The organism is Lewinellaceae bacterium (genome assembly GCA_020636105.1).
In the GTDB taxonomy this organism is placed as follows: domain Bacteria; phylum Bacteroidota; class Bacteroidia; order Chitinophagales; family Saprospiraceae; genus BCD1.
The window spans coordinates 1,250,664-1,266,277 of record JACJYL010000001.1 but is presented as its reverse complement, the minus strand read 5'-3'; the positions used below and the strand labels follow the sequence as shown (position 1 = coordinate 1,266,277).

Genomic DNA, 15,614 nt, shown 5'->3' with positions numbered 1-15,614 from the left:
GAAAAACGGATTTATTCCTTACCTGGAACTTTAATTCAGTATATACTTTAACGGATCATGCCTTGATGACTTTGCACAGGCGGTGATTTTACAACGAGAAAACTACATGGGTTTAAACTACGATAAAGTGGTCAAGGAATATATTGGGGAGATCACTTACACAATAGACCATCAAACTCCCCGGATTACCCTTCATTGCGAAGTGAATACAGAAGGGATTTTAGCTTTTGTGCTTTGTGATGAATTAGGCAAATGCCTTTACGAAGAAAAGACTCATTTGTCTAAGGGCAAAACTTTGGTGCAAATCAGCCCCTCATCCCCTTTGGCAAATGGCCATTACAATGCCTGGATCGAAGTCCACGGGCAGACGTACCTCCGCAGGCTTTCCGTACAAACAACGGAACAGGGAGATGATTTTTTTTCAAGGCTCAAAAAATGGCTTTAAATCCTGCTCAATGATGCGGCAATTCCTTTTCTCCTGCCAAAACCCGGAAGGGAAGATAATTCTCCTGCGGCGGTAAAGGGCAGGTGGCAAAAACAGAAAAAACGCAAGGCGGGTTGTAGGCTTTATTGAAATCAATATAAGTCACCCCGCTACTGTCGGCACGGTCGACATAAATATACCTTCCTCCTCCATAAGTCTCTTCCCCTGTTGTTTCATCTGCGATGATCAGAAAATAAGCATCTTCACCTCCATCGAGTAACGCCAACGGGTAATTTTTCCCTTTATACGTGAATTCCAGGTGACCTTCAAGCGGATCATCCGACACCTGACCCAGGATATTTTCTACTTTTAGGGTGGCTTCGGGAGCAGGAGGGATAAAGGTGGCTTTAAATTTCCAATGTTCATCTACCTCAAAATGGGGAATTTCCTTTAAGGCAAACCGTTGTTCAGCCAGGCTGTCTTTCAGGCGTATGCCGTATTTGCCTCCCCGCTGAATAAGGTACCAGGTAAGGGATTCCCATTGCATAAGGGTGGTATTTTCTTCGGTATCATCTTTCAGACTCATGGACTTTACCATTTCCCCATTGATCAAGACATCCACCGTATCGTTTATCTGAATGCTTACGCTGTCACCATATACACTTAATGTGCCGATAAAAGAGGGCGCTTTTTCAGTAAAAACAATATCATTTTCCTTTGAAGAACCAAAAGTTTGAATTCCTTCTTCCAGCCAATACAAACCGATCAGTGTCGTCCAGCCATCGGGTTGGGTCAGGGATTCCAGCCGCTCTTTTCGCCATTGTTCGATATCGCTGTAGTAAGTATTAGTGTTTTTTTCTGAGCTACAGGAAAACAGGCTCCCTAACAAAAGAAGAATAAAAATATTCGATCTCATATATTTCCTTTTTAATTCAACATTAAAATACAAAAAAAAAACGGGTTTTCACTTAAAAAGCAAAAACCCGTTTTTTTTCATTTTACCTGGACAGGAAATTTTCCGGCAGGCAGTTCATTTTAATATCTGTAATATTCAGGTTTATAAGGCCCTTCAACGGTAACCCCGATATAATCTGCCTGATCTTTAGACAATTCCTCCAGCTCAACACCCAGTTTGGAAAGGTGCAAACGAGCAACTTTCTCATCGAGGTGTTTAGGCAACATATACACTTTATTCTCGTAATTGTCGGCATTGGTCCAAAGTTCGATCTGCGCCAAAGTCTGGTTGGTGAAAGAGTTTGACATGACAAACGAAGGGTGACCGGTAGCACAACCGAGGTTCACCAGACGACCTTCTGCAAGGAGGATAATATCTTTTCCGTCGATAGTATATTTATCAACCTGAGGTTTGATTTCCACTTTGGTGTCCCCGTAGTTTTTGTTCAACCAGGCCATGTCAATTTCATTGTCAAAATGGCCAATATTACAAACGATGGTTTTGTCATTCATCAACTTGAAATGCTCACCATTTACAATGTTTTTGTTTCCGGTGGCTGTGACCACTATGTCAACGCGGGGAATGGCTTTTTTCATAGGGATCACCTCGAATCCGTCCATAGCCGCCTGAAGGGCGCAAATCGGATCGATCTCCGTAACAATTACCCGGCATCCTGCACCACGCAAGGAGGCTGCAGAACCTTTGCCAACATCACCATAACCGGCCACCACAGCAACTTTGCCGGCCATCATAATGTCAGTAGCCCGGCGAATGGCATCTACCAGAGATTCCTTACATCCGTATTTGTTGTCAAATTTGGATTTGGTCACGGAATCGTTGACATTGATGGCAGGCATCGGTAAAGTGCCTTTTTCCATGCGCTCATATAAGCGATGAACACCAGTGGTGGTTTCTTCACTCAACCCGTTGATGCCTTCCACCAGTTCAGGATATTGATCCAAAACCATATTGGTCAGGTCACCTCCGTCATCGAGGATCATATTGAGCGGCTTTCCGTCTTTAAAGGCAAAAAGGGTTTGTTCAATACACCAGTCAAATTCTTTTTCATTCATCCCTTTCCATGCAAACACAGGTATTCCAGCTTCGGCAATAGCTGCCGCGGCATGATCCTGGGTGGAGAAAATGTTGCAGGAAGACCAGCTGACTTCAGCGCCTAATTCCTGGAGGGTTTCGATGAGCACAGCAGTTTGGATGGTCATGTGCAGACATCCGGCGATACGTGCTCCCTTAAGGGGCTTTGAATCACCGTATTCTTTACGGAGAGACATGAGTCCGGGCATTTCAGCTTCTGCCAGTTCGATCTCTTTACGACCCCAGGCAGCAAGGGTAATATCCTTTACCTTAAACTTCAATTTTGTTTCTGTAGTTTGCATTGAATAGATTTATGTTTTAAAAGCGGCACAAAATTAGATAATTCATTTGTTTTAATCAATTATTTAACTGGAAACAACCAGAATGGTTGTACACAAAGGTGTTTTTTTGTGTCTTAATAATAATAATCCGCGAAAATCGGGAGTTACCCAACGCTATTAAGTCCTATTTTGGGGGCCCACTCCACACTTTTATTCAATGATAAACCTGGAATTTGCCAAAGTGGTCCCGTTTTTTGAAATAGCGAGGTAATAAACCCCCGGGAAGGTTTAAAGGCAAGCTTCAAAGTTTTAGGATCAAATATTTTGTGTTAAGAAGCTTGTTTTGCCTGTTCCTTCTCTGCATTCTCCTCTTTAATAGTCTTTTCCTATAATAATTCTTCTTATTTTTGGCATCCGTAAAATAAACAATATGCCAAAAATAGATATTGAAAAAAGCAAGAACCATGATGCCATGCAATTGTTGGTGGCAAAAATGAACCACCGTCTTGAGAAGATCTATCTCGGGGGAGGTGAAAAGCGTATTGCCAAACAACATGAACAAGGTAAGATGACCGCAAGGGAGCGGATTAATGCCCTTATTGACGAAGGCAGTGAATTTCTCGAGATAGGTGCTTTTGCCGCGTTTGAGATGTATGTTGAATATGGTGGGTGTCCGGCTGCCGGTGTAGTGGCGGGAATAGGATATGTAAGTGGGAGGCAATGTATCATTGTGGCCAATGATGCAACGGTAAAGGCCGGGGCCTGGTTTCCCATGGCGGCAAAGAAAAACCTGAGAATGCAGGAAATTGCCATGGAAAACAGATTGCCGATCATCTACCTGGTCGATAGTGCCGGAGTGTTTTTGCCCATGCAGGATGAAATTTTTCCAGACAAGGAGCATTTTGGACGTATCTTCAGGAATAATGCGAAAATGTCTTCTATGGGGGTACCTCAAATTTCAGCCATCATGGGCAGTTGCGTGGCCGGAGGCGCTTACCTTCCTATCATGTCCGATGAAGCGTTAATTGTGGAAGGAACGGGTTCCATTTTTCTGGCGGGTCCTTATCTCGTCAGGGCCGCAATAGGGGAGGACGTTGACAAAGAAACCCTTGGGGGAGCCACCACCCAAAGTGACATTTCAGGCGTAACGGATTATAAAATGCCTGATGATGCTACCTGCCTGGCGACCATCAGGGATCTCATGGATAAGTTTGGTACTTTTGAATCGGCGGGTTTTAGCCGTGAAGCCTCGAAACCGCCACAATTCGATCCAAAAGAACTGTATGATTATTTTCCCGAGGACAGGGGCAAACCTTATAATTCAGAGGAAATTCTCAAGCGCCTGGTGGACGATTCCAAACTTACTTTTTATAAAAAGGATTACGGGAAAACCATCATTTGTGCTTATGCCCGGATCGATGGTTGGGCCGTTGGCATTGTAGCCAATAGCCGTGAGCTGGTAAAAAGTGCTAAAGGTGAGATGCAGTTCGGCGGAGTCATTTATTCCGATTCTGCGGACAAAGCAGCGCGTTTCATCATGAATTGCAACCAGAAGAAAATTCCCCTGGTTTTCCTGCAGGATGTCACCGGGTTTATGGTCGGGAGCCGATCGGAGCAGGGAGGCATTATCAAGGATGGCGCAAAAATGGTGAGCGCTGTTTCCAACTCTACGGTCCCAAAGTTCACCATCGTAATGGGAAATTCTTACGGAGCAGGCAATTATGCTATGTGCGGAAAGGCTTATGACCCGAGACTTATTGTGGCCTGGCCTACTGCAAAAATTGCGGTGATGGGCGGGGCCCAGGCGGCCAAAACCTTGTTGCAGATCCAGACGGCAGGGATGAAGGCCCGTGGTCAGGAGATTTCGGAGGCCCAGGAAAATGAACTGCTGGATGAAATTAACCAGCGTTACGAAACACAAACGACTCCTTATTACGCTGCTTCACGCTTATGGGTGGATGCGATCATCGATCCAATAGATACCAGAAAATGGATTTCTGAAGGGATAAAAATGGCGAATAATGCACCGGTGGAGAAATTTAATCCCGGGGTACTCCAGACCTGAAAAGGTGCAGGATTAATTGGAAATTAGCGAGGTTACGCGTATATTTATTTATGGAAATCTCCCGTAAAAGGACTGCACATTATTTTGGCTTTTTCATTTTTTACGAATAATCTGAAATTATAGTGTGGTGATAAAAAATAGCCTATGCGTGCCAGGATACACCAGCTTTTTGATAAAATTAAGGATAAAGAAAACCGAAAAAAAATCGCCCCTGTCGTTTCTGTGGTAGGATTCGCCCTCTTGGTGGCTTCCACCGTTTTATTCATTTTAAGCATTATCGGACTTTTTCTTCCGGGGATTGATGGTGGGAATTTTTTCCTGGTATTCAAACTGGTCGGTTTTGGAGTTTTCACCATTTTGGTTGGTCGTCAATGGGCAAGCCTGGAAGTGAAAAGCGTAGATGGGGAGTCCTCCTCCGAAAAGAAGGAGATCAAACTTCTGAAAGCCCCTCTTTTAGGAGGTTTGGACCTCAACCAAAACGACGAGGCACTCGAATTGACCAAAGATAAAGAAAATGTTCTTAAGGTTAAGGAAGTAGATCGATCTGAAAATACTGACGTTTTGTAAATAAAAAAATCCCGAACTTTGCCGATCGGCAAAATTCGGGATGACTCATATTAAATCAAAATGGTTATGTATCCTAGTGCCCCATCCAGTCTCTCCGCAATTTTAGCTGAGCTGCGGTCGGGTTTTCAGAAGGCGTCAGTTTAGGTGGCCGGGTCTTTTCAACCTTGATGGTTTTGGCAGATAGCACCACCAGTTTTTCTACTCCGTTTTTATCTTTCCTATAAACTTCTGCTTCGAAAAGGTCCCCTTCTTTCATTTTAGACATCACCTCAGCAAAGAACTGCTGGAAACCTGATTCGGGTACAAGATCTCCGTTCAATTTATGGAATACATCCCCATCCTGGTACCCCAGAGCTTTCCCAAACGCATTCAGGTTCTGGATCCCCTGAACGAACATACGGTTGGTCTCAGGATCGACCCCAATGCCTACATTGCCGATAGTAAAGTCCATAAATTTTTCAGGGGCCTGGTATCGGACCCCTATGCTGCTGAAAATTGCTTCAAGGGGCAGGGGCGTTTTACCCCCAACGTAGGTTTTTAGGAATTTACCAATTTCCGGATAGGTAATCTTCCGGATCTCCCGGAATAGTTTTTTGTCATTGAAAGGTTTATCGTTCCCGAATTTTTCGGCCAGTTCATGCATCATGTCTACCAGACCGTAATCCCCATTTGAAAGCTTTCTTAGTTCAATATCCAGACCTAGGCCTATTAAGGCTCCTTTTTCATAAACATTTCCATATTCATTGCTGTATTTTTTGAGGCAATTTCGACTCATTTCTGTAAAGGCGAGATGGTCATTATAGATCGTTTGGGTTTGGAAGATTTTCTGGGCCATGGTGTTTAAAAATTGATCCAGATTGGCCAGCCCTGAAGTCAACTGAACATGGTGGGCGAAATACTCGGTTACCCCTTCGTACATCCATAAATGCCGGGACATATCAGGATCGTTGAAATCAAAATAATGGATCTCCTTGGAGTGTATGTTCAATGGGGTTACTATGTGAAAAAATTCGTGTGCGGCGATATTCACGATAAATGGGGCTATTTGCTCCTGAGGCATATCAGGCAGTACATAAAAGGAGGAGTAATTGTGCTCCAGCGCCCCGGTACCAACGGTTTGCATTTCAGGAGAGAGAAAATACATGACAAATGCGTATTTATCAACGGGAAGCTTTCCACCCAGGTAATCTTTTTGAGCTTTGAGTAATGGGGCGAATTTTTCTCCCAGAAATTTAGATTGTATATTGCCGGATGGTGAAAATACCGAGATCAGTACTTCAGCCCCGGCTACCTGTATGACGGTAGTATCAGGTTTGCAATACATCATCGGCGTATCGACCAGGTGATTATAGGAAACGGTGGTGTAGGTGTCGGAATCATTTGTTGTCCGAACGGGGTTGAGGGCAGAAGAACCGTAAAAATTTTCGGGACGCTGCACATTAACCTCAAATGGTTTTTGCTTCATATGCTCAAAATAACCATAGAACCCGTGTCCGTTGAGCACGATATTCCTTCCTGCTTCAATATTGGTGCCGGACATTCCGTAAACAGGTTTACCCGGATTGTTATCAAAAGTGTCATCCACCTTGTAGCTTATTTTATACAATGACCGGGCATTACCAATGATCCATGCGTTGACATCAGAATGGGTAACCGGCAGTTCATTTCCCTTTTGATCAAAAGCATGAAAATCGCTGACGAACCGGCCAAAATCATAAATGGTATAGGTGCCAGGAATGATCTTTGGCATAAAAAAGGTGATGGTCGGTTTGTCGATTTTCGGAGCGATCAATTCCACTGGTACTTTGTCGTTCTCGATATTGTCGAGATCTACGAAGTAACGATAACCATTGTTTACCAGAGGTTCCGGGTCATTGGTGGCACTTAGCGATCCGATAACCAGTAAAAGGCAAAATAGGGTGATTTCAAATTTTTTCATGTCAGGTGATTTATGTTAAAAAAATGATTTATGAACTACTTAAGGCTTCCGGTGTAGAAGATAATTCCCGCAAAAGCCAGCCAGTTGCACGGGACTATCTGAAAGACAGAAGCTCTTGTAAATGAATCCGTAGATGAAATGATGATGTGGCCTGACACCTGAAAATTAATCGAAGAATTCCAGGATGAAGTTAATTTTTATAAGAGACAAAGTTATTGAAGCGAGGTTGTTTGGTGGCTGTCGTTTATCCAGACAAATTAAAGATTGGTCTAAAATTTCCTCAATTTGAGTGGATGCCGGGGTCATTTCGGCCGGGGTATACCGTATTTTCCTCCTTGTAAATAAATTGCAGGTAAAGCGGTGCAAGCAGTGCAATGCCGGCAAAAGTATAAAAAGTCAGGCCAAAACGGCTGTAATCATTATGGTATAACCAGGCAGAAACAACGGCTCCCAAACCAATACCCACTTCCAGCGCAATATAAACCGTAGCCATGGCCCTTCCCCGGTGGGCAGGGCTACAGCGTTCTATGGCCCACGAAAATACGGCCGGGGAGTTCATGCCCGCCGCAAAACCGAGGATGCCCGACCCGGTCATTAAAACGAAAGGAGAAGAGGCTAATCCCATGATTACCAGGGCAATGGCCAGGATGACTGCTCCGATTTTCATCACCGGGATAGGTCCGTATATATCTGAAGTTTTTCCTGCAAAAAAACGGGAGGCAATAGAAGCCACCGTAAAAACGGTGAAAAACATTCCTTTGTTTTCCAACCCTACATAAGTACTTTGGTCCGGCACAATGGTCAACAAGACCCCAAAGGAGGAATAAGTAAATACGGTTACAATGGCAGGGGCGAGGGCCGAAGGATCGTAAATGTCATGTCTGGTTATTTTGAATAATGACCAGCTGAAAGGGGGTTTGTCTTTTTTCGTTTCAGGAAGGCCGATCAGTATTAAAGCAGAAATCAGGGCCAGCCCGGAAGAAATATAGAACATGGCATCCAGAGACCAGATCATCGCAAAATGACTTCCGATGGGCGGGGAAATGGACGCTCCGAAATTCATGCTGATCCCCAAAATCCCCATGGCTTCTCCCACCCGCGCAGCCGGCACAATATCCGCCACATAAGCGGTGGATGCCGTGGGCTTAAAGCCGGTAGAAAAGCCATGAAAAAGCCTTAGAAGCAGAAAAGCAAAAACCGTCGTCACAAAGGGATAAAAAAGGCTGGCGCTAACGCAAATTAGGGTCCCAAAAACCATGACGGGAATTCTTCCAATGTTGTCGGTTAACTTACCGCTTAAAGGTCTCGAAAGTCCTGCCGTAAGCGTGAACAATCCAATGATCAACCCTTTGTATTCCGCTCCGCCCAGCTTGGTCAGAAATTCGGGCAGCTCCGGAATAATCATATTGAAACTCGCGGAAAACAGGGCAGTGCTCAGGCACAGCAAAAAGAATTGGAAGGTAAACAGGGCCTGTTGCTTATTTTGCATCGACAAAGATAACGGATGTATCCCAGTGAGCCAATTTATACAATAAAGAAGAGTTGCCGGCTGCTCCTTTTAGCACTGAAAAAAAATAGTGTGGATAACTTTTTATGGATTTATCCCATTCTATTATTCAGGAATTACTTAATTTAGAGTTTTTAATGATTTACCCCCGAACCATAACAATATTGCCTGATAATCACCGAATCCTACTGTACCGTTCAGGTATCACAGCTGCATAATTTCCTTGAAATTGGCCGTTTTCATGTGCTTTCTTCCCATTAGACAATGCCCGTTAAGGTTGAAAGTGCAGATCAATTAAGAATTTAAACAACAAATAAAACATGTCAGAATTCGTACACCTGCATTGCCACACTCAATTTTCTCTGCTCGATGGAGCCGCGAGTATTACCGGTATGATGGATAAAGCCAAGGCTGATGGCCAGAAAGGCGTGGCACTTACGGATCACGGCAATATGTTCGGTGCTTTTAAGTTCGTGGCGGAAGCCAATAAAAGAGGGCTGAAACCCATGGTGGGATGTGAATTTTACATGGTGGAAGACCGCCATAAAAAATCATTTTCCCGGGCCAATGGAGAAAAGGATAATCGCTATCACCAGTTATTACTCGCCAAAAACAAACAAGGGTACGAAAATATTTCAAAACTGTGTTCCATTGGGTTTATTGAAGGGGCCTATGGAAAATTCCCTCGAATTGATAAGGAATTGCTGGGGAAATATTCTGAGGGGATTATCGCTACGAGTTGTTGCATTGGTGCTGAAATTCCCCAGGCTATTTTGCAAGGAAAACTGGAGGAAGCCGAGGAGTTGGTGAAATGGTGGAAAGAACGGTTTGGAGAAGATTTTTATATCGAATTGCAGCGGCATCGCGGGTTGGAAAATATTGACGGTTCGGGTGTCAGCCAGGAGGATATCAATCAGGAGTTGATCAAATTGGCCAGGAAGTATGACCTCAAAATAATTGCCACCAACGATTCTCATTATGTGGAGGAAGAGGATTACGCTCCGCATGATGTATTGTTGTGCATCAATACTGGGAGCCTGATCGCCGAGCCTAATCGGTTTAAATTTCCGAGCTCTGATTTTTATTTCAAAACCCAGGCAGAGATGGGGACACTCTTTGGAGATGTGCCTGAATCCATTGCCAATACGATGGAAATTTTTGATAAGGTCGATAATCTTAAATTGGCCCGGGATATTTTGTTGCCTGCCTTTCCTTTGCCTCCCGGGTTTAAAAACCAGGACGAATATCTGCGTCATCTCACTTATCAAGGCGCCAAAAAACGTTATGGTACCATTACGCCTGAAATAAAGGAACGGCTGGATTTTGAGTTAAAAGTAATCGAGGCTTCGGGTTATCCCGGTTATTTCCTGATCGTGCAGGATTTTACCACTACCGCCAGGCAAATGGGGGTTGCGGTAGGACCCGGACGAGGGTCGGCAGCGGGTTCTGCAGTAGCTTATTGTAACGGGATCACCAATATCGATCCCATTAAGTACGACCTCCTGTTTGAGCGTTTTCTCAATCCGGAGCGTGTCTCTATGCCGGATATTGACATCGATTTTGATGATGAAGGCCGCCAAAAGGTGATCGACTATGTGATTGATAAATATGGCCGAAACCAGGTGGCCCAGATAGTCACTTATGGCACCATGGCCGCGCGAATGTCTCTTCGTGATGTTGGCCGGGTTATGGATATTCCCCTGCAGGAAGTGGATCGGGTGTCCAAAACGTTCCCGAGCCACCTTAAAGCTACCTTGAACGGGGTTTTGTCTCGTGGAGGCATTGATCCAAAACTCAAGGGCGAGATGAATGGGGAGGATGTGGAAAAAGCAAACCAGTTTCGGCAATTGGCAGAATATGGCGGGCAGGTATCGGAGATGATCAAGACGGCTATGAAGCTCGAAGGATCGGTTAGAAATACAGGGATTCATGCCTGTGGAGTAGTGATCACTCCTGATGAAATTACCAAATACGTTCCCGTCAAAGCAGATAAGGATACGGGCATGTTGGTGACTCAGTTTGATAACAGTGTTGCGGAAGACGCCGGATTGTTGAAAATGGACTTCCTGGGATTAAAAACCTTGTCCATTATCAAGGATGCCGTAAAAATGGTTGAAGAAAACCATGGGGTGAAACTCGACGTGGATACGGTTGACCTCGAGGATCAAAAGACTTATGAACTGTTCCAAAGAGGGGAAACCATCGGGATTTTTCAGTATGAGAGCCCCGGGATGCAAAAACACATGAAGAGCCTCGCGCCAACGACTTTTGAAGATCTCATCGCGATGAACGCATTGTATCGCCCTGGCCCGATAGAATACATCCCTGAATTTATTGAGCGTAAACACGGTCGGTCCCCGATCACCTATGACCTTCCCGAGATGGAGGAATATCTCAAGGAAACTTATGGGATTACAGTATATCAGGAGCAGGTGATGTTGCTCAGCCAAAAGCTGGCCAAGTTCACAAAAGGGGAGGCGGATATGCTTCGAAAAGGGATGGGAAAAAAGAAAAAAGACATCATCGATGCGCTTTACCCCAAATTTATTGAAGGCGGGGCTTCCTTTGGTCATCCTAAAGAAGTACTGGATAAAATATGGAAGGATTGGGAGGCATTCGCGTCCTATGCCTTTAATAAGTCGCATTCCACCTGTTATGCATTTATCGCCTTTCAGACGGCCTACCTAAAAGCCCATTATCCTGCTGAATTCATGGCTGCGGTCCTGACACGCAACAAAAGTGATATTTCAAAAATTACTTTTTTCCTGCGGGAATGCAAACAAATAGGTTTGACCGTATTGGGTCCCGATATCAATGAGAGTGTGTCAGACTTTTCAGTTAATAAACAGGGGCATGTACGTTTCGGTCTTTCTGCTTTAAAGGGAGTGGGAGAGGGCCCTGTTGAAGCCATCCTTGAAGAAAGGGAAAAAGGTGCTTTTAACGATATTTTTGATATCATGAGGAGGATGAGTCTCCGGGCGGTAAACAAAAAAGTCATGGAAAGCCTCATTACCGGCGGCGCATTGGATTGCTTCGAAGGTGTTGAGCGTTCCCAGTATTTTGCCCCTTCTGAAAAATACGATACCCTGATCGAACATGCATTGAAGTATGGAAATGCTTATCAGAATCAAAAGATACAATCGGTCAATTCTCTGTTTGGAGAAACAGGGGATATCATGATTCCTGAGCCTAAAATTCCGGAACAACCCCCCTGGCCCTTGATTGAACAGCTCAACCGGGAAAAAATGGTAACCGGAATTTATATTTCGGGGCATCCGTTGGATGATTACCGGCTGGAAATTGAAAATTTTACCACCTGTGAACTCGAAAATATCGAAAAATATAAAAATCGCCAGTCCATCAATGTTGCCGGCATGTTGACCAATGCCCGTCACCTCGTCAGTAAAAATGGGAATGGCTGGGGCTTTTTTGAGATAAGTGATTACACCAACAGCGTTGAGTTCAGGCTTTTTGGTAATGATTATCAAAAACACAAACATCTGCTTGAACCGGGCAAGGTGCTGTTTCTCAACGGTAAATTCGAGCAATCGTGGAAAGGGGACGAAATGGAATTTAAAATAAAGGAAATCAGTCTTTTAGAGGGGGTTGCTTCAGATAAAACCGACGCCATCACTATAAAAATTCCTTTGAGTAAGGTGGAGCCGGAACTCATTGATAGCATAGACAAATTATGCAAAACACACAAGGGGAAACACCGCTTGCGCATACAATTGCTGGATTATAACAATAAGATAAGTCTTAAAATGCTCTCTGCCGACAGGAAGGTACTGGCAGACAATGAGTTTATCCAGGAGTTGGCCAGGTTAAAGCTGGATTATAAGTTGAATTAGATATAAAAAAAAGAGGCTTCAATTGTAAACAATTAAGCCTCTTTAAAAAATGTGTGTGTTTGTAGATAACCCTCAAAGTTCGGTTCTATTAAGAACCAAGATAGTGTTTAAGTAATTTGCTGCGGCTAGCTGACCGCAATTTATTGATAGCTTTATCTTTTATCTGTCTTACTCTTTCACGGGTAAGGCCAAATCTTTCACCAATATCCTCCAGAGACATTGGATGTTCGACGCCAATACCGAAATATAATTTTATAACATCTTTTTGACGATCGGTCAGCGTAGAAAGAGAGCGTTCGATCTCCCTTCTTAGAGATTCGAGATATTCCAGTTCCTGGTCTGTTTTGGGAGTACTGCTGTTTTCCAGCACATCTAGCAATGAATTATCTTCTCCATCGACAAATGGAGCATCCATGGATACGTGTCGTGCGGCTACGCCAAGGGTCATTTCAACTTCATTGGAAGGGATTTCAAGCACTTCTGCCAACTCATCAGATGAGGGTTCCCGTTCGAATTCCTGTTCCAGTTCTGAAAAAGCCCGGTTGATTTTATTGAGAGACCCCACCTTGTTGAGAGGAAGCCTTACGATTCTTGATTGTTCGGCCAGCGCCTGCAGGATGGACTGACGAATCCACCAAACGGCATAGGAAATAAATTTAAATCCTCTTGTTTCATCAAAACGTTGTGCGGCTTTGATCAATCCCAAATTTCCTTCGTTGATCAGGTCACTTAATGAAAGTCCCTGGTTTTGGTATTGTTTGGCCACTGAAACAACAAAACGGAGATTGGCTTTGGTAAGTTTTTCCAGCGCTGATTGATCCCCTTGTTTGATTCTTTTGGCTAACTCCACCTCTTCCTCAGGGGTAAGAAGATCTACCTTCCCAATTTCCTGCAAATATTTTTCCAGTGACTGACTCTCACGATTGGTGATAGACTTCGTAATCTTTAGCTGTCTCATACAGTATTATTGCTTTTTTATTTGTTTCTTTACAAGATTAAATTCCGTAGAGGGTTTATTTATCGGTGGGAAATTACGATACAGTCCTTCGCTGTGAAATAGGTTAGATATTATGATATTGACTTTGGTACGTATCGTGTTGTGCTTCTCCAATTTCTCCCTGAGTGTTTTCGCGCACAAAATTAAGGTAATTAGATTTAGAAATCAAGCCCAAAATATTATTCTGTTAAATAAATTTAAAGTTTTAACAAATGAACAGGGGTAATAGTTGGACTTTTTTATACAGTATATACTTTGTTTTTGCGTCTGAATCAATTCAGTTACAGCTTGTTCCGTGTAATTTCATAAGGTAAACAAAAAGGATTAATAATAGTTTTGTTTTACTTTGAAAAGTCTTTTAGAATAAATAAATTTGGAAAAACCATTTATTTCCTTTTTATTACGGTCAAAAGTAGTGTTAATGAATCGAGTTAAATATACGTTGGAATTTCTGTTTAGGGCCTCACCGAATATTCTATACAATTTTATTACGACCCCTGCATGCCTTGTCAGGTGGTTTTGTGATGACGTGGATATCACACCAGGCGGAAAGTACACCTTTTTTTGGAGCGGAAGTGATGAAGTGGCCGAAGTGCTCGAAAGTGAGGAAGGTGAGTTTATCAGGTTTCAATGGGAGGATGCTGAGAATGAAGACGAGTTTCTGGAATTCAGGATGGATACTTCTCCGGTGACGGGTGAAACGATCCTTTTTGTTACAGACTTTGCGGATGATGATGAGGTAGATGACCAAAAACAACTATGGGAAACTCAAATCGAAAAACTCCGAATAGAAACCGGTGGATAACCTTTAACCGGCTTACCTGCACGGCATAGTCTGCCCACAATTACTTCCGATGTCCGAAATCTTAGACTTTTTTATCCAGCCTTATCGTGGGGCCGATATTATAATGGTTGTGCTGGAGTTCATTGCTGCCTTTTTTGGGGTGATTAGTGTTTATTACGCCAAAAAAGAAAACATACTCGTTTATCCTACTGGGATCATTAGTACTGTCATTTACGTGTTTTTATTGTCTCGCTGGAATCTTTACGGCGACCTGATCATCAACATTTATTACACGTTGATGAGTATTTATGGTTGGTACATGTGGAGTCGCCTCGTCGATGAACATCATATTCCGATTACCCGCTCCGGAACCCGTGATAAAATAAAGGCCTTTGGCATTTTCATCTTTACTTCCTTGTTTGTGATCGTTGTATACCGTTATTATAATGTAATGCCTAATGAACTGGGGATCGCCGAAAGTATTCAGTATACCTACAAGAATATGACTTCCGGCAGCCTGGAGGATTTTAGAAAGATCACACCTTATCTCGATACTTTTACCACCGGGGTATTTTTCGCCGCCATGTGGCAAATGGCCAATAAAAAAATTGAAAGCTGGAAACTCTGGATCGCGGGGGATATCGTTTCAGTGCCTTTGTACTTTGTAAAAGGCTATGGATTCACCGGAATCCAATATGCTATTTTCCTGGTATTGGCCGTCCAAGGATACCGGGAGTGGAAAAAGTTGTTGAAAGAGTAAACTTACGTAGAAAAGAGATAAACAAATCCAGCAGAAGCGCAGAATAATAAGAGCTTGTCTAAATTTCCATGATTGAGCGAAAGTGAGCAAATTTTATTCTGATCAAGGCAAAAAACGCAGGCATACCTGGAAGGTAAGGCGAGGCTTTTTAACGCAGAGCAGGATGAAATTTGCCGCTTGCAGCCAATTGATGGAATTTTAGACAAGCTCTAAATACAGAATTAGGGGGGGCAGAAAAATTTTAACGGAAGAATTTAACCGCTGAGGCCGTAGAGAAATCTTTGCGATCACTGCGCTTTATCCCGACCGGTGGTACGGGATGCTCCATCTGCGAACTTAGCGGGTAAAAAAACAAAAAATTGACTTTATACTTTCGGTCCTGGGTGAATTTC

General features: G+C 43.4%; 11 protein-coding genes. 6 read left to right on the top strand and 5 right to left on the bottom strand.

Annotated elements, in window-relative coordinates:
• Positions 1–106 precede the first annotated feature (106 nt).
• Positions 107–445 (top strand): hypothetical protein, encoded by a 339-nt coding sequence (locus tag H6571_04645; GenBank protein MCB9323012.1) that lies wholly within the window; start codon positions 107–109, stop codon positions 443–445.
• Positions 446–452: 7 nt separating this feature from the next.
• On the opposite strand, the gene H6571_04640 is transcribed toward H6571_04645, so the two are convergent.
• Positions 453–1,340: a DUF1684 domain-containing protein gene (locus tag H6571_04640; GenBank protein MCB9323011.1), complete on the bottom strand. Its 888-nt coding sequence runs from the start codon at positions 1,338–1,340 to the stop codon at positions 453–455.
• 119 nt (positions 1,341–1,459) lie between these two features.
• The gene (locus tag H6571_04635) at positions 1,460–2,773 is read right to left on the bottom strand and encodes an adenosylhomocysteinase (protein MCB9323010.1); all 1,314 of its coding nucleotides are present in this window, start codon (positions 2,771–2,773) and stop codon (positions 1,460–1,462) included.
• Positions 2,774–3,182: 409 nt separating this feature from the next.
• Between H6571_04635 and H6571_04630 the strand changes: the two genes are divergently transcribed.
• Together H6571_04630 and H6571_04625 are read left to right on the top strand one after the other, a co-directional pair.
• On the top strand, positions 3,183–4,817 hold the full coding sequence (locus tag H6571_04630; GenBank protein MCB9323009.1) for an acyl-CoA carboxylase subunit beta: 1,635 nt from the start codon (positions 3,183–3,185) through the stop codon (positions 4,815–4,817).
• 144 nt (positions 4,818–4,961) lie between these two features.
• Positions 4,962–5,384: a hypothetical protein gene (locus tag H6571_04625; protein ID MCB9323008.1), complete on the top strand. Its 423-nt coding sequence runs from the start codon at positions 4,962–4,964 to the stop codon at positions 5,382–5,384.
• 73 nt (positions 5,385–5,457) lie between these two features.
• On the opposite strand, the gene H6571_04620 is transcribed toward H6571_04625, so the two are convergent.
• Entirely contained in the window at positions 5,458–7,323 is a 1,866-nt protein-coding gene (locus H6571_04620; GenBank protein ID MCB9323007.1) for a peptidase M61, read from the bottom strand.
• Positions 7,324–7,603: 280 nt separating this feature from the next.
• Positions 7,604–8,812, bottom strand: a complete 1,209-nt coding sequence (locus H6571_04615; protein ID MCB9323006.1) for an MFS transporter — start codon at positions 8,810–8,812, stop codon at positions 7,604–7,606.
• A 338-nt stretch (positions 8,813–9,150) separates the two neighbouring features.
• On the opposite strand from H6571_04615, the gene dnaE reads away from it, so the two are divergent.
• Positions 9,151–12,681, top strand: coding sequence for a DNA polymerase III subunit alpha (gene dnaE, locus H6571_04610; protein ID MCB9323005.1), 3,531 nt, complete (start codon positions 9,151–9,153; stop codon positions 12,679–12,681).
• 88 nt (positions 12,682–12,769) lie between these two features.
• Here the strand turns inward: dnaE and H6571_04605 are convergent, their stop codons facing one another.
• The gene (locus H6571_04605) at positions 12,770–13,639 is read right to left on the bottom strand and encodes a sigma-70 family RNA polymerase sigma factor (protein ID MCB9323004.1); all 870 of its coding nucleotides are present in this window, start codon (positions 13,637–13,639) and stop codon (positions 12,770–12,772) included.
• Positions 13,640–14,099: 460 nt separating this feature from the next.
• Here H6571_04605 and H6571_04600 point away from each other — a divergent pair, with 460 nt between their 5' ends.
• Both H6571_04600 and H6571_04595 read left to right on the top strand, forming a co-directional pair.
• Positions 14,100–14,483 (top strand): SRPBCC domain-containing protein, encoded by a 384-nt coding sequence (locus tag H6571_04600; GenBank protein MCB9323003.1) that lies wholly within the window; start codon positions 14,100–14,102, stop codon positions 14,481–14,483.
• 49 nt (positions 14,484–14,532) lie between these two features.
• On the top strand, positions 14,533–15,222 hold the full coding sequence (locus H6571_04595) for a nicotinamide mononucleotide transporter (protein MCB9323002.1): 690 nt from the start codon (positions 14,533–14,535) through the stop codon (positions 15,220–15,222).
• Positions 15,223–15,614: the final 392 nt, after the last annotated feature.

Coding starts and splice junctions, on each gene's coding strand:
- H6571_04630 (MCB9323009.1), top strand. CDS start 3,183: ATGCCAAAAATAGATATTGAAAAAAGCAAGAACCATGATGCCATGCAA.
- H6571_04615 (MCB9323006.1), bottom strand. CDS start 8,812: ATGCAAAATAAGCAACAGGCCCTGTTTACCTTCCAATTCTTTTTGCTG.
- H6571_04625 (MCB9323008.1), top strand. CDS start 4,962: ATGCGTGCCAGGATACACCAGCTTTTTGATAAAATTAAGGATAAAGAA.
- H6571_04620 (MCB9323007.1), bottom strand. CDS start 7,323: ATGAAAAAATTTGAAATCACCCTATTTTGCCTTTTACTGGTTATCGGA.
- H6571_04600 (MCB9323003.1), top strand. CDS start 14,100: ATGAATCGAGTTAAATATACGTTGGAATTTCTGTTTAGGGCCTCACCG.
- H6571_04635 (MCB9323010.1), bottom strand. CDS start 2,773: ATGCAAACTACAGAAACAAAATTGAAGTTTAAGGTAAAGGATATTACC.
- H6571_04645 (MCB9323012.1), top strand. CDS start 107: ATGGGTTTAAACTACGATAAAGTGGTCAAGGAATATATTGGGGAGATC.
- H6571_04605 (MCB9323004.1), bottom strand. CDS start 13,639: ATGAGACAGCTAAAGATTACGAAGTCTATCACCAATCGTGAGAGTCAG.
- dnaE (MCB9323005.1), top strand. CDS start 9,151: ATGTCAGAATTCGTACACCTGCATTGCCACACTCAATTTTCTCTGCTC.
- H6571_04640 (MCB9323011.1), bottom strand. CDS start 1,340: ATGAGATCGAATATTTTTATTCTTCTTTTGTTAGGGAGCCTGTTTTCC.
- H6571_04595 (MCB9323002.1), top strand. CDS start 14,533: ATGTCCGAAATCTTAGACTTTTTTATCCAGCCTTATCGTGGGGCCGAT.